This window comes from Deltaproteobacteria bacterium, assembly GCA_019308905.1.
Taxonomy (GTDB): Bacteria; Desulfobacterota; BSN033; order WVXP01; family WVXP01; genus JAFDHF01.
In genome coordinates this window covers 49,193-63,670 of sequence record JAFDHF010000016.1, presented here as the reverse complement: position 1 = coordinate 63,670, position 14,478 = coordinate 49,193, and the positions used below count along the sequence as shown (strand labels likewise).

Annotated in this window: 12 protein-coding genes and 2 tRNA genes; 7 read left to right on the top strand and 7 right to left on the bottom strand. The window is 58.6% G+C overall.

Annotated elements, in window-relative coordinates:
* Positions 1-483 precede the first annotated feature (483 nt).
* The 3 genes from JRJ26_07680 to JRJ26_07670 all read right to left on the bottom strand — a co-directional run bounded on the left by JRJ26_07680 (position 484) and on the right by JRJ26_07670 (position 3,346).
* Positions 484-903 (bottom strand): VOC family protein, encoded by a 420-nt coding sequence (locus JRJ26_07680; protein MBW2057361.1) that lies wholly within the window; start codon positions 901-903, stop codon positions 484-486.
* Positions 904-1,089: 186 nt separating this feature from the next.
* Positions 1,090-1,314: a 4Fe-4S binding protein gene (locus tag JRJ26_07675; protein ID MBW2057360.1), complete on the bottom strand. Its 225-nt coding sequence runs from the start codon at positions 1,312-1,314 to the stop codon at positions 1,090-1,092.
* Between the two features lie 28 nt (positions 1,315-1,342).
* Positions 1,343-3,346 carry an FAD-dependent oxidoreductase gene (locus tag JRJ26_07670; GenBank protein MBW2057359.1) on the bottom strand — a complete coding sequence of 668 codons (2,004 nt, stop codon included), beginning with the start codon at positions 3,344-3,346 and terminating at the stop codon, positions 1,343-1,345.
* Between the two features lie 591 nt (positions 3,347-3,937).
* On the opposite strand from JRJ26_07670, the gene JRJ26_07665 reads away from it, so the two are divergent.
* The 5 genes from JRJ26_07665 to JRJ26_07645 all read left to right on the top strand — a co-directional run bounded on the left by JRJ26_07665 (position 3,938) and on the right by JRJ26_07645 (position 8,305).
* A complete protein-coding gene (locus JRJ26_07665) occupies positions 3,938-5,074 on the top strand; it encodes an alanine--glyoxylate aminotransferase family protein (GenBank protein ID MBW2057358.1) in 1,137 nt (378 codons plus the stop codon).
* A gap of 15 nt (positions 5,075-5,089) precedes the next feature.
* Positions 5,090-6,721: a phosphoglycerate dehydrogenase gene (locus JRJ26_07660; GenBank protein ID MBW2057357.1), complete on the top strand. Its 1,632-nt coding sequence runs from the start codon at positions 5,090-5,092 to the stop codon at positions 6,719-6,721.
* Positions 6,718-8,004: an adenylosuccinate synthase gene (locus JRJ26_07655; protein ID MBW2057356.1), complete on the top strand. Its 1,287-nt coding sequence runs from the start codon at positions 6,718-6,720 to the stop codon at positions 8,002-8,004. The genes JRJ26_07660 and JRJ26_07655 overlap by 4 nt, the downstream gene beginning before the upstream one ends.
* A gap of 143 nt (positions 8,005-8,147) precedes the next feature.
* A tRNA-Lys gene (locus JRJ26_07650) sits at positions 8,148-8,220 on the top strand.
* 10 nt (positions 8,221-8,230) lie between these two features.
* A tRNA-Glu gene (locus JRJ26_07645) sits at positions 8,231-8,305 on the top strand.
* Positions 8,306-8,308: 3 nt separating this feature from the next.
* On the opposite strand, the gene ybaK is transcribed toward JRJ26_07645, so the two are convergent.
* The 3 genes from ybaK to ald all read right to left on the bottom strand — a co-directional run bounded on the left by ybaK (position 8,309) and on the right by ald (position 11,174).
* Positions 8,309-8,791, bottom strand: a complete 483-nt coding sequence (gene ybaK / locus JRJ26_07640) for a Cys-tRNA(Pro) deacylase (GenBank protein ID MBW2057355.1) — start codon at positions 8,789-8,791, stop codon at positions 8,309-8,311.
* 60 nt (positions 8,792-8,851) lie between these two features.
* On the bottom strand, positions 8,852-9,922 hold the full coding sequence (locus tag JRJ26_07635) for a lipoate--protein ligase family protein (GenBank protein MBW2057354.1): 1,071 nt from the start codon (positions 9,920-9,922) through the stop codon (positions 8,852-8,854).
* A gap of 136 nt (positions 9,923-10,058) precedes the next feature.
* Positions 10,059-11,174 (bottom strand): alanine dehydrogenase, encoded by a 1,116-nt coding sequence (gene ald, locus JRJ26_07630; GenBank protein ID MBW2057353.1) that lies wholly within the window; start codon positions 11,172-11,174, stop codon positions 10,059-10,061.
* 466 nt (positions 11,175-11,640) lie between these two features.
* Between ald and JRJ26_07625 the strand changes: the two genes are divergently transcribed.
* Complete coding sequence (locus JRJ26_07625) at positions 11,641-12,537, top strand: LysR family transcriptional regulator (protein ID MBW2057352.1); 897 nt, start codon at positions 11,641-11,643, stop codon at positions 12,535-12,537.
* A 56-nt stretch (positions 12,538-12,593) separates the two neighbouring features.
* On the opposite strand, the gene JRJ26_07620 is transcribed toward JRJ26_07625, so the two are convergent.
* Positions 12,594-13,424 carry an amidohydrolase gene (locus JRJ26_07620; protein ID MBW2057351.1) on the bottom strand — a complete coding sequence of 277 codons (831 nt, stop codon included), beginning with the start codon at positions 13,422-13,424 and terminating at the stop codon, positions 12,594-12,596.
* A 446-nt stretch (positions 13,425-13,870) separates the two neighbouring features.
* On the opposite strand from JRJ26_07620, the gene JRJ26_07615 reads away from it, so the two are divergent.
* On the top strand, positions 13,871-14,452 hold the full coding sequence (locus tag JRJ26_07615; protein MBW2057350.1) for an acetate uptake transporter: 582 nt from the start codon (positions 13,871-13,873) through the stop codon (positions 14,450-14,452).
* The last annotated feature ends 26 nt before the right edge of the window (positions 14,453-14,478 follow it).

Sequence of the window (14,478 nt, the reverse complement as noted above, 5' to 3'; positions counted from 1 at the left end):
GGAAAAGTCAAGCCCCGCTGCCAATACGAATCTGCTCGGTAATTATTCGGAAGAAAAAAGATTATAAAATTGAAAATTTAGGCGTGTTTGAAATTTCAGTTGCGGAACCGCTGCCCCTGAGGAGTTCCCTCACTTTGTGGAAACCTCTCGTTCCGGAGCCACGTTGCGGAAGGTGTGGGGCACCCGTCGAGGTCGAGCGGGAAGGGGAGAGGTCGTGTTGGTGATTCGTGATTCGTGAGTCGTGCTCGTGATTCGTGTTCGTGAGTCGTGTTCGGGGGGAAGGGGCGGGAATTCCCCACCCACGAAACCCGAGGGGGTCACCCCGTGAACTCCCCTCTTCCCGCCGGAGCTGCGAGGTGAAGCGAGGCCTCTGTCTCTATTCGGAGATTTCCGGGAAGTGGAAAGTGAAAGGGATCCAGATCCTCAGGACGGACGGACTCTCGCGATGTCGCCGGAGCAGGGGCCCGAAATGGGCCCCAATGCCTATTTTTTCAACTCGTCCCAGGGATAGTCGATCAGTTCGAGGAGCACTCCGTTGACCTCCTTGGGATGGATAAAGGCGAACTCGCAGTTCCTGAACGGCCGGGCTCCACCGATGAACTTGTATCCCTTGGCCTTGAGCTCTTCCATGGCCTCCCGGGTATTGTCCACATTGAGCCCGATGAGCATAATCCCCTCTCCCCTCTTTTCGATGAACTTGGCCACGTCACCGTCGGGGCTGGTCGACTCCATGAGTTCAAAACCCACGTCTCCGAGCCAGTACCTTGCCACCCGTATCTTCTCCGGCTCGTCGACATAGGGGTCGTCTGGTTCTGATTTACCGAGGATGGGCTCCCAGATTTTCCGTGCAGCGTCCAGATCCTTTACCGCGATACAGATATGGTCGATCTTGTTCACCTTCATGAGACACCTCCTGTGTTCTTGACTCGCCGGAAGAGAGACGTTCAGGGGCGCCTGCGAACACGTATCGGGGAGGAGTGCAACCGCCCCTTTCCCCCGAACAGCTCCCCGACTCGGGGCGGGCGGATCGAGTCGAGGCCGCTCTTGCAGGAAACCGGGTGACCGAGGGCAGACCCCCGACCCTGAACCTCAACGCCTGCTCACGTAGGGCAGATTGGCGGTGTTGTAACCGCCCTCGGGGATTTCGTTCTTGATGGCTACCTCTGGGCAGACAAAAGCACAGATGCCGCACTCCTCGCATAGATCCAGGAGGATGGCAGCCTTCTTGTTGACGAGGCTGATGATATTCACGGGGCACTGGCGGACGCACACGCCGCATCCAGTGCATTTGTATACATCGACCCAGGGAAACATGTCGGCCTCTCCTTGTCTTGGTTCTCTCCTAATGTGGTTTCACCCTGTGATAGGTCTGATAGGGGACAAAATCGATCCGCATCCCCACCCTGTAGCCGTCGTGGATCGCCCCGTAGGCCCGCCTCACCTGGACGGCGTCGCCGATCATGTAGACATCCTTGGCGTACTTGCCGTAGGTGACACTCCTGTTGGGAACGAGCATGGCTATGACCACCGTATCGGCCGGTATGGACTCCTCCTTGCCCTCGGGGGTGACGACCACCACCCCCTGGTCTGTGATCTCCTTGACCTTGGTTCTTGTGATCTGGGCGACGTTGCCGTCCTTCAGTTTGAGCATGTACCTCCAGATGTAGGATGGGTTTACATCGGCCCCGAATTTCTTCTGTTCCCCCACGATGGAGACCTGGCAGTCCTTGTGTTTGTCGATGATATAGAGAGCAGTGGAGATGGCGATCCCCAGCCCTCCCAAAATCACCACTCTCTTGCCCGGTTTGGCCTTTCCCCGGAGGACATCGAGGGCTCCCACAACATGGCTCTTGTCGGAGCCCGGTATGGTTTCCCTGTCATGCTGTGCGCCTGTGGCAAGGACGACGACATCGGCTTTCTCTTTCTCGAGCAAGTCTCTGTCAACCCTCCTGTTGAGTCTGATCGTGGCACCGTGCTTCTTGCACTGGGCTTCGGCATAGTCTATGTACCGGATGAGTTCGTTGTCTCCCCAAGGGCCGTTGGCTGCGGCAGCCATCTGGCCCCCTGTGTGGTCGCTCTCCTCGTAGACCGTCACGTCGTGGCCCTTTGCGGCAGCGACGAAGGCAGCCGTGAGCCCTCCGGGTCCGGCGCCGACGACGACGACCTTCTTTCTCTTCCTCGACTTCTCGAATCCATAGAAACCCCATTCGGGCTCACCCTCGTGGCCCAGAGAGGGCCTCACGGTGCAGCAGAGTTCCGTGTCTCGGAAGAGCCGGGCCAGACACACATTACAGGCGATACAGGGTATGATGTCCTGCCCCCTGTCTTCCATGATCTTCCTGGGCAGGAAAGGATCGGCGATCATGGGGCGGCACATCTCCCAGTAGTCGAGTTTTCCCTCGGCTATGGCCTTCTCAGGGATATCGGGGACAAAGAGCCGATAGGCCATGCTGACCGGGACACTAACGTTCCTTTTCACCTCCTCGGCGATGAAAAGCCAGTTTCCCATGGGCACGTCACGGGTGATCACCGGGATGAGCGACTCCTGCCAACCGGCCGTCACACTCACGTAATCACAGCCCGCCTCCACGGCGAGTTTGATGGACTCCAGGCTCTCCTCTGGTTTGTTCCCTCCGCGATCGTCAAGGAGTTCCCTGCCGCACAGACGGATCCCGATGGGTACACCCCCGCCTATCTCCTTGCGGATCCCTCGGATTATGTCTGTCATGAACCTGCATCGCCCCCTGATGTCTCCCCCGTATTCGTCTGTCCGTTTGTTCGTATAAGAGGATATGAAATTCGAGATGAGGTAGCCCACGATACCGGAGATCTCAACGATGTCGTATCCTGCCTCTACGGTTCTCCTGGCACCGTCGATGTGCTCCTGGATGCAGACCTGGATCTCTTCCCGGCTCATCTCCTTGGGGGGCCGGAATATGGGGAGTTTCTGGGGTACATCTGAGGGACCGTGGGTGAAGGGGAGCTCTATCCCTCCGACCCGGCCGCAGTGCATCAACTGGAGGCAGGCCAGTGCATCGTATCTGTGGATCACGTCGGCGATCTTCTTCAACCCGGGGATATACTTGTCGTCCCAGATCCCCATCATCCCCACGTAGCCCTTGCCCACTCCCAGAGGATCGGTATAGGCGCCCTGGGTTGTCACGATTCCAGCTCCTCCTCGCGCCTGAGCCTCCATGTAAGCCACTTCTTTGTCCGAAACGAACCCGTCCCTGTAGTTGAAGTTAGTTTCAGTCGAGGCATACTTGATCCTGTTTTTTGTCTCAAGCCCGCCTATCCTTCCAGGGCTGAAAATGTGGGGATACTTCTTAACGCCTGGCAGCTGCATCTCTCTCCTCCTTGTCCCCGTGACGGGAAGTACCTGCCTTCCGGCAGGAGTCACGGCGGGCTCGCGGCCCTCCGACTCTCGATCCTTGGAAGGATCGCTCCTATTCTCACCCTCCACCGGTCGCTTTGATGCGTCTCGAGATCGCTCGGGATGATTTGTTATTTTTTTCACGTTTAACACAACCCATTTACCCAGTCAAGGAAAATCTCCCCGGAGGCCCCCGACTTTTGGGCAGCCCCCCTGTCGCCGAGCGACATTGCGGGAGCGGTGGGGTACCCGTCAAGGGTGACCCGAGAGGGGAGTCGTGTTCGTGATCCGTGTTCGTGGGGAAGGGGCAGGAATTCCCCACCCGCGAACCTCGCCCGTCTTGAGGATGCTTCTCCTCCCGGAGCGGTACCGCAGAGGTGGCGAGGTGCCCGTCTGGAGTGGCTGGCAAGGGGAAGACCCCGCTTTTGGAGTGGGGGTGGAAGAAATCCCGACCAGCGTCCGGTTTGTTGACTTGCCGGGGGGGGCTGGCATACAATAGTCTCGGTTTTCCCTCAGAAGAGGAGGTGGCCCGTGAAAAGATATCTCTTTACGCCCGGACCGACGATGCTTCCGCCCGAGACCCTGCTGTGGATGGCCGCACCGGTAATCCATCATCGCGAACCGGAATTCTCCGGAATTCTTGCGGAAGTTCGTGAAAACCTCAAGTATCTCTTCCAGACAAGGCAGGAGGTTCTGATGTTTGCCGCCTCGGCCACGGGCGCCATGGAGGGGACGGTTTCGAATCTCCTGAGAAGGGGAGATGTGGTACTGGTTGTCTGCGGGGGGAAGTTCGGAGAACGATGGGCCGAGATCTGCGAGGCTTACGGCGTCGAGGTGAGGGCGGTCGATGTTCCATGGGGGAAGGCTGTGGAGCCCCACCTGGTGGAGGAGGCTCTGGAAAGGGATAGTATGATCCGTGCCGTCTTCGTAACGGCCAGTGAGACCTCTACAGGTGTGAGGCACCCGGTCGAGAAACTCGCCGAGATCACAGCAAGGCATGGGGAGGCGGTGATCGTGGTGGACGGGGTTACGGGGGTCGGGGTATTCGACCTTCCCATGGACCGATGGGGGATCGATGTCCTGGTGACAGGTTCCCAGAAGGCCCTGATGCTGCCTCCTGGATTGTCCTTTGTCGCCCTGAGTGAAAAAGCCTGGCGCCTGGTGGAGAGATCGAACCTGCCGAGGTACTATTTCGACTTCAAGAGAGAAAGGGAGAAACTCGAGGCCAATGACACCTCTTTCACCCCGGCTGTCACCCTGGTGGTCGGGTTGAGAGAGTCCCTGAGGATGATCAGGCAGGAGGGGCTGGAGGCCCTTTTCCTCCGCCACGAGAGGCTGGCTCTTGCTGCGCGGAATGCGGTGAAGGCTCTGGGGCTGGAACTCTACGCCGATCAATCCCCGAGTGAGGCCGTGACCGCGGTTAGGGTTCCGGAGACGATGGGAGCCGGTCAACTGAAGAGCCGGTTCTACGAGCGGTTCGGGATAACCGTGGCGGGGGGGCAGGGCCGGGCCAAGGGAAAGATCATACGGATAGCCCACCTCGGCTATTATGATCGGCTCGACATGATCATGGTTATTTCGGCCCTCGAGATGCTGCTGAAAGAGATGGGCCACCCTTTTGAGCTCGGTGTTGGGGTGAAGGCGGCCGAAGAGGTGTTCATGGATGAGCCGGTGCAGGGCTCCGGAGACGGGACGGAGTAGGGGAGGGCGCTGATCGTGGGCGTTCAGAGGGTTTTGGTCAGCGACAGGGTCTCGGAGAAGGGGTTGGAGATCCTGCGAGGAACAGAGGGGATTTCAGTGGATGTGAGGACAGGTCTCTCCACTGAAGAGCTGAGATCGATCATCGGGGATTACCAGGCCCTGGTGGTCCGGAGTTCGACCAGGGTGACCGCCGAGGTGATCGATGCTGCCGGAAAGCTCAGGGTGATCGGGCGCGCTGGAATAGGGGTGGACAACGTGGATGTTCCTGCGGCGACCCGCAAAGGGATCGTGGTAATGAACACCCCCCAGGGCAACGCCGTGGCGGCGGCTGAACATACAATCTCAATGATGTGTGCCCTGGCCAGGAAGATCCCCCAGGCAACGGCTGCCCTGAAGTCCGGCCAGTGGGATCGGGGGCGGTTCATGGGCGTCGAGCTGGGCGGCAAGATCCTCGGCCTGGTGGGGATAGGCAATATCGGAAGCATCGTGGCCGGGCGGGCCCAGGGGCTCATGATGAAGGTCATCGCCCACGACCCCTATGTGACGGAGGAGATGGCCCGGGCAAAAGGGGTAGAGCCGGTCTCCATGGAGGAGCTTCTGGCCAGGTCGGACTTCATCTCGGTTCACACCCCCCTGACTGATGAGACCAGAAACCTCATCGACCGGAGTGCCTTCGCCAAGATGAGAAGGGGCGTCATGATAATCAACTGTGCCAGAGGGGGGATTGTCAACGAGAGGGCCCTCCATGAGGCCCTGGAATCGGGGAGAGTCGCCGGAGCAGCCCTCGACTGTTTTGAAGTGGAGCCCCCCCTTGGGAACCCCCTTCTTGAGTTTGAGCAGGTGATCTGTACGCCCCATTTGGGTGCGTCTACGGAGGAGGCTCAGGAGAAGGTGGCGGTGGCGATAGCCGAGCAGCTCGTTGACTATCTGACCCGGGGTGTACTGCAGAACACCGTCAACGTCCCGAGTGTAAACCTCGATCTGCTTCCCGATTTGATGCCCTTCTCCGACCTGGCCGAGAGGCTCGGGAGATTTCTCGCCCAACTGTTCGGTTCTGCCATTGAGGAGGTTGCCATCCAGTACGTGGGGGATGTGACGAGGATTCCCCTGGCTCCTCTGAAGGCGGCGGCTCTGAAGGGGCTTCTCCATCCACATCTGGGAGACATCGTGAACTTTGTGAATGCTCCTCTCATGGCTGAAGAGAGGGGGATCGCCGTGGTGGAACGGAGTACCTCAAAGGCGGAGGATTACACGAGCCTCATCTCGATCGCGGCAGGTTCCAGGGACGAATCGCACTCTATCACAGGGTCGATCTTTGGGAGAAAGCAGCCACGCCTGCTGGAGCTCAACGATTCCCCCCTCGGCGGAGTTCTGGCCGGGCACTTGCTGGTGATTCGAAACGAGGACCGGCCGGGGGTTATCGGCAATATCGGCTCTGTCCTGGGAAAGAAGGGCATAAATATCGCTTCCATCAATGTGGGTAGGGACCGCGCAGGGGGTAGAGGAATAACCCTATTGTCCCTCGATGCACCCCTTGCCAAACCAATAATCGATGAGATCTCCGGACTTCCACACGTAATGTGGGTCAAGCAGTTGGAACTGCCCTTGGAACCGGGGAGTTATCTGAATCGGGGAAAGGACTCATGAGGAAGAAGAAACCGAAGTGTGTCGTGGTCGTAGGCGCCCAGTGGGGGGACGAGGGCAAGGGAAAGGTCATCGATCTCTTGACGGAATTCTCCGACATCGTGGTCCGGTTTCAGGGGGGGAACAACGCGGGCCACACACTCGTGGTCGGGGGGGAGAAGTTCGTCTTTCATCTTATCCCGTCGGGGATCCTCCACGAGACCAAACGGTGCGTCATAGGAAATGGGGTCGTCATTTCCCCCGGGGTTCTGATAGACGAAATCGACGCCCTCAGGAAGCGGGGGTACTTCAGGAGTGATTCTCAGCTTCTCATCAGTGAACAGGCCCATCTGATAATGCCCTATCATCAGAGACTCGATCTGGCCAGGGAACGGTTTCAGGGTCGAAACAGAATCGGTACGACCGGCCGGGGGATAGGCCCGGCCTATGAAGACAAGATGGGCCGAAGTGGGATACGGGTTGCGGATCTTCTTGACGAAGGGGTTTTTAGAAGAAAGCTGGAGGCGAGTCTCCTTGAGAAGAATTTCACCCTGACCCGGTTCTTCAAGGAGGAACCCTGTTCAAAGGAGGAGATTCTCGAGGAGTACGGCGTTTTCCGATCGAGGATCGCGCCCTTTGTGGCCAACACATCGGTCTTTCTCAACGAGGCCATAAGCGAGGGGCGGAGGGTCCTTTTCGAGGGCGCCCAGGGATGCCTGCTCGATGTGGATCACGGGACCTACCCCTTCGTGACCTCATCCAACACGGTTGCCGCCAATGCGTGTACGGGTGCGGGTATCGGTCCCACCTGCATCGACTACGTTCTGGGGGTTTCCAAGGCCTACACGACCCGGGTCGGGGAGGGGCCTTTCCCGACCGAGCTTCACGATGAGACAGGAGAGAGAATAAGGGCCCGAGGTGGAGAGTACGGCGCCACCACGGGGAGGCCGAGGCGGTGTGGTTGGTTCGACGCCGTGGTTCTCCGCCATGCCGTACTGATGAACGGGATGAGCGGGCTGGTCATCACCAAGCTCGACGTTCTCGATGAGATGGAGAAGATAAGGATCTGTACGGGATACCGGTATCAGGGGAATCTCCTTCGGTGGGTCCCGGCCAATATGGAAGTGCTGAAGCATTGCGAACCGGTCTACGAGGAATGCGAGGGATGGCTGAAAGATACAGGTGGGGCGAGGAGTTTTTCTGATCTCCCCCTCAGGGCCCGGCAGTATGTCAAGAGGCTGGAGAAATGCATCCAGACCGAGGTCGTGAGGGCCGGAGGGGTTGCCTTTTTGCATTTCATGGGCTAACATTGATTGCGGTGTGTGGATCGCTTGGGTTCTCCGAGACGTTCTAAGCACTCGAATTGTTCGACCGGCTTCGCCTCGATTGAGTTCAAGATCGCAAGAAGAATCCATGAGTCGAACGGCTTGAACGATTCGAACGTCTCCTGGGGCCGTTAACTCAGTTGGTAGAGTATCTGCCTTTTAAGCAGAGAGCCGCTGGTTCGAGTCCAGCACGGCCCACCTTGAGGTTGTCCCCATCGTCTAGCCTGGCCAAGGACACCGGCCTTTCACGCCGGCAACACCGGTTCAAATCCGGTTGGGGACATTTCTAGCGCGCGACGCTTACCGGTACGGGGTGCAGAAGTTCGACCAGGGATGTGGGAGAGATTTCAACCAGGAGACCTCTCCTGCCGGCGTTGACGAACAGGATCGGAAGCTCGAGAATAGAGGCTTCCACGTATACGGGGAGCGCCTTTCTCATGCCAAAGGGCGAGATGCCCCCCACCTTGTAACCCGTGTGCTTCTCAGCGGCTGCTGGAGAACAGGGGCTGACCGACTTGGTCCCGATGGTTCTTGCAAGGGCTTTGGTGGAGACTTCCCTGTCCCCGTGCATGAGCACGACGAGGGGCCGCCCTTGACCGTCTTCCATGACGAGGGTTTTGACAACCTGGTGGAGATCGATATCCAGCTCTCTGGCCGCATTTGCGGCGACGTGCCCCTCGTGATACCTGTAGGACCGTTCGACAAAGGGGACGCCCCTTTCCCTCAAGGTGCGGATCGCATGGGTGGCCGGCAGTTTTTCCCTCGCCATGAAAGCCCCTCGTAACCCTGGCAAAGAGACCCGTGTCTCGGCCGGTAGCAGGGAGTCGTGCTAGGGAGAATATCCCGTCTCCAGGACCGTTATCCAGTCTGCTATTCGGATGCCGGGTACCTCGATCTCCTTTTCCTCAAAGAACCGCTCGATGATCCTTGGAAGCCGGTCTACCGGCTGCCCCTCGAGCACCGATTCGAGCCATTCGATTCCCTCTTTCGGGAAGCAGAAAAAATCCCCAGATATGTGGACGTTACTGAATTTTCCCTCTCTCACCTCGAAATCGGCCCGGATGAGTCCTCCCTGCGCCTTGTGGACTCTGTACACCACGTCCGTGCCTGCCCGGATCTTGATCCGCCGTTCAAGGGGATGTTTGCTGCGCCTCCCATAGAGCCATTCCTTGCTCAGCATCCTCTGGCCGAGCTCATCCATTTTTGCCCTGACCGCCGAGTCGATATGGTCTCTCTTCATGCGTCCGAGCAGTTTCTGAAAGGCTTCTGCCAAGAGGCGGGAGAGGGCCGCCTGATTCCACCTTTCGGCTTTTGCTTCTCCAAGCTCACGGCGTATGGTGGAGAGATTCTCTCTGAGGGTCTTTTTCACCTTGTCACGGAACTTCTCATCTGGGACCTTGAGGACCCTGCACATGGTTTCGTAGTCGAAACCGATGATCAGGTTGCCTACAAAGACGACGCAATCGCCGATCTCGCTTGCACCGGTCCCGGAGATCTTGCGCGTCCCCACGACCACGTCGTTGATGGGCCTGTACCTGGCAGGGATTCCTATGTGCCGGTAGACACTGATGGGAGGTTGGAGGAATTTCCTGTAGAAGGCCTCTCTCTTCTCCGGGACGAGGGGGTTGTCCCTGCGGAGGATGAGCTGAAAGAAGAGCTGATCGCCGTCGAGATAGACGGCGCCCCCTCCTAGGTCTCTCCTGAAGATCGGAATGCGGTTTACCTCGCAATAGGTGAGGTCGACCTCCTGCTCCAGGTCCTGATGGAGACCAAGGCAGACGTAAGGCGTTGCAGGAGAAACCAGACAGAGCGCCTCACGGCCCATTCCCGCCAGGGCATGATATATCAGTTGCGACTGGTCCCAGGGGATCTTGCCCAGGTCGTAGAGCCTGATGGTCATAGCTCCATACCGGCATGGATTACCGGATCCTGACGGCGGATGAAGGTGATCGTCCGGTTCACTCCGACCACGAGCGCTCGCCTCTGTCGATGTCTGTCCCGGAGATCAGAGACCAGCGGCTTCCGTGGGTCTCGGTTCAGTTGATGACGGATTCGACAGGGGTACACGGCATACCCACGGCCTCTGCCACGGCCGGGCAGACCAGCTTTCCTTCGGCCACGTTCAGTCCCTTGAGCAGGCCCTTGTTCTCTCTCACGGCCGCCTTCCATCCGAGATTGGCGATCTTCACCGCGTAGGGCAGGGTGGTGTTGGTCAGAGCAAAGGTCGATGTCCTCGCCACGGCGCCCGGCATGTTGGCCACCCCGTAGTGGATGACCCCGTCCACCTCGTAGGTGGGGTTGTCATGGTAGGTCGGATGGATGGTCTCGATGCATCCTCCCTGGTCCACGGCCACGTCCACGATTACAGCACCCCTCTTCATCTCCGAGAGCATGGGGCGAGTGACGAGCCTCGGGGCCCGTGCGCCCGGGATCAGGACGGCTCCGATCACGAGGTCAGCATGGATAACGGCCTCTTCGACATTGTGACTGTCCGACATGAGAGGAACGATCTTGCTGCCGAAGATATCGTCCAGATATCTCAGTCTGTCCAGGTTGACGTCGAGGATGGTGACCCTGGCCCCGATTCCCACCGCTATCCGCGCCGCGTTTGTACCCACGGTTCCACCGCCCAGGATCGCCACGTTGCCCGGAGCCACACCCGGGACACCTCCCAGGAGGACGCCTCGCCCGCCTTGCTCTTTCTGGAGGTGGTAGGCACCCACCTGGATCGACATGCGACCGGCTATCTCGCTCATAGGGGTGAGGAGTGGGAGGGATCCATCCTCAAGCTGGATGGTCTCGTAGGCGATGGCAATCACCTTTCGTTCCAAGAGAGCCTGTGTAAGCTCAGGGGCCGGTGCGAGATGAAGATAGGTATAGAGGAGTTGGTCTTCACGGAGGAGGTCGTACTCCTCGGGCAGGGGTTCTTTCACCTTCATGACCATCTCGGCTTCCTCGTAGATGGCCCTTGCCGTATCCAGGATTCGAGCGCCTGCGGCCTGGTACTCCTCATCTGTAATTCCGCTCCCCGTCCCGGCTCCCCTCTGGATAATGACCTGGTGGTTGTTCTTGACGAGTTCCTTCACTCCTGCAGGAACGATACCGACTCGGTATTCCTGTTTCTTTATCTCTCTTGGGATTCCAACAATCATCGTCGCCTCCTCTAAGGCCGAGACCCCGGTCAGCGGCAGGCGGACGGGGTTCCTCGATCCTCTTTCCCATCTTCATCGGTCCGGCTGCAGGGCAGGAACCGCCCCTCTTCCTCGGCACCCAGCTCTGTCCCGATGAGATCTCCAATCCATGTAATTTCCGCGAGTTACCTGAGGAATACTTAGACTACCCTTATGGGCTTTTCTTGTCAAGTGGCACGGGGGCCAGAGCCTTCTCGCTCTTCGGTCAAGGGCTTCTGGGGGTTGTGTTTCTTCGGCAGGGGTAGGCCCTTATCCCATCCGGCTCTGGGAGTGACTCTTCCCGGGTTCGCGTACGTGCGGCCCCTGCCCATTCCGGCCTCTGAGGATTGGAGGGACCGGCAGCCCGTGCTGTGGTATACTGGATGAGGGGGATGGCTGGACGGGGCAGGGAGAAGGACGGCGTGGGAGGACGATAGGGTCGGTCGCTATGGACATGCGGCAGTTGGAGGTATTCTGCAGGGTCGTCGAACTTCATAGTTTTACCAGAGCCGCAGAGGCGGTCTTTCTCTCCCAGCCCACGGTGAGCGAACACATCCGGACACTGGAAGAGACCCTGGGTGAGAAACTCCTCGACCGATTGGGGAGAGAGGTCCTCCCGACGCCAGCGGGCCGGATCCTCTACCGGTACGCCCACAGGATCCTCCAGACCCGCGAGGAGGCAATTCAGGCAATGGCCCGCTACAGGGGAGAACTGACAGGCCGGCTGGTCCTCGGCGCAAGTACCATCCCCGGCACCTACATGCTCCCCAAGATTATCGGGGGCTTCAAGACTCGGCACCCCTCCATCCAGCTGGCTCTGAAGATCCTGGGGAGCGGGCAGATAGTCGAGGCGGTTCTGAGAGGAGATCTTGAGATCGGACTGGTGGGGGCGAAGTGGAAAGATCGGCGTCTGAAGGCCGAAGAGATCTTCTCGGAAGAGCTCGTCCTCACGGTCTACCCGGAACACCCCTGGACAGACCGGGAGGAGGTGGGGATGGAGGAGATATACGGCGAGCCCTTTATCCTGAGAGAGCAGGATTCGGGTACGCGCAAGGTGATGAGCGAGATTCTGGAGGCCCACGGGTTCGACATGTCGAAACTCTCTGTCGTGGCTGAGATGGCAACCACTCAGGCCGTCTGCCAGAGCATCAAGGCGCGGATCGGTATATCGATCGTCTCCCGCCAAGCCGTGGAGGAGGATCTTGAACGGGGCTCTCTGGCGGCCGTGACCTTGAGGGGGATTCGCTTCTCTCGTCCTTTCTATCTGATTCAACGAGTGGGCCGGCAACTGTCGCCCCTCTGCGAAGCCTTCCTCGCCTATATGCGGATGGAAAGCCGGTCCTGAGGAATCTGTCGGTATCGAGAGGTGATTCTGTCAGGGCCCGGGCGATAGGTTCCCGGCTAGGTCTCTATTCCCAGGATCCTTGCGGCATTGAGTCCGAGAATCCTGGCCTTGGTCTCTTCGGCGAGGGGCAGCGCCCGGACGGCTTCGATGTTGTCCTTTATGCTTTTGATGCTCGGCCAGTCTGACCCGAAAAGAATCCTGTCCCGGTTCTTTTCGAGGTCTGGGAAATACCTGAGGAGGTTCTTGGGCGGAAGGCCGGTGATATCCATGTACACGTTCTGGTGGAGGATACTGAGGAAGAAGGCCCTGTCATACCAGAAGCCTCTTCCACTGTGAGCCTGAATGATCGTGAGACGGGGGAAGAAGACGGCCACCTCGTCCAGGGTCAAGGGATCCCCGTACTTCAGCAGGGAATTCGGAAATACCGAAGAGCCGGTGTGGAAGATGACCGGAATGCCGAGCCCCTGGGCTCGTTCATAGAGAGGAAAGAGCCTGCTGTCGTTTGGGAAGAAATGCTGGTACGTGGGATAGAGCTTGAGTCCCCGGAACCCGAGCTCGGTGACACACCTTTCGAGCTCGGTCGGGGCGTCGAAGGTGATGTAAGGATTTATGCTGGCAAAAGGGATGAGGCGGTCACTGGCTTTGCAAAAGGTGGCGACCCTTTCGTTCGGACAGACCCCGGTGACCATGGGGTTGTTTTCGGCGAGTACGACGGCGTAGTCGACTCCCTCTGAATCCAGGAATCTGAGAAGAGCCTCTGGTGAAGCCGTGGTTTCCCGGATTTGGGAGACGATATCCATGCCGTGGAGCGATCTGGCCCAATCGAGAAACCAATCCTTATACTCTTCGATCTGGGTGACATGGACGTGGAAATCTATGACGGGCATCTCTCGATGAACCTCTCGGGAAAAGACCGACCCTGCCGGGATTCCCGCCCTGGAGGGTTAGAGCATCTATCGGTAGGCGCCTGGTGGGAGAGCGTCCCTCTTGGAGCAAGCGGTTTCTAGGATCATGGACCCCTCCCGGCGTTCCCGGCAGATGCCGGTACCTTGCAAACGGCTACTCTCATCATATCCTAAAACTGCGGAGGAATCGAGGGCCGGATCCAGCGAGAGAGGGGAAAGGGCGGTTTCCCCATTCCCTTCGGCTGCCCTCAAGACAGCGCCCACTTACTCGCAATAGGCGCCCCACCGCTTCCGGAGTGTCGCCCGGGTAGAGGGTTTTTTTCAAGAGTCGACAAACTTCAGAGGGCACGTGTGTTGACAATCGGGGCCGCAATAAAGTATTTTTGATTTGTGCATTCTTTCACTTGTCCCCGAGGAGGTCTTCTGGTATGCAAGATAATCTCTCCAACCCCGCGCCGCTGGGGCTCACTGCCTTCGGAATGACGACGGTTCTGCTCAATCTGCACAATGTCGGCCTCTACGGCCTCGACAGTGTGATCCTGGCGATGGGTCTTTTCTATGGGGGGATTGCCCAGGTGATCGCGGGGATCCTGGAGTTTCGGAGGGGCAATACGTTTGGGACCACGGCGTTTTGTTCCTTTGGGCTTTTCTGGCTGACCTTTGTGTTTCTATTGGTCTTTCCTGAGATGAAGTGGTGGCGACTTGGACCGTCGGGTGGTTCCATGGCGGCTTACCTTTTCATGTGGGGGCTTTTTACGGCCATAATGTTTGTGGCGACTCTCAGACTCAACCGGGGGCTCCAGGTGGTCTTTCTGACTCTCGTGGTCCTGTTTTGGTTGCTGGCTGTTGCAAATCTTACCGGGAGCTCGGCGATCACGAGAATCGCCGGCGTCGACGGGATCATCTGCGGCCTTACTGCTGTCTACGTTGGAGTCGCTGAGGTTCTGAAGGACGTCTATGGAAGGGTCGTTTTTCCCATCGGGCCCATGGACTCACGGCCCAGGGCATGAATGATGGGGATCTAAAGAGGAGAGGG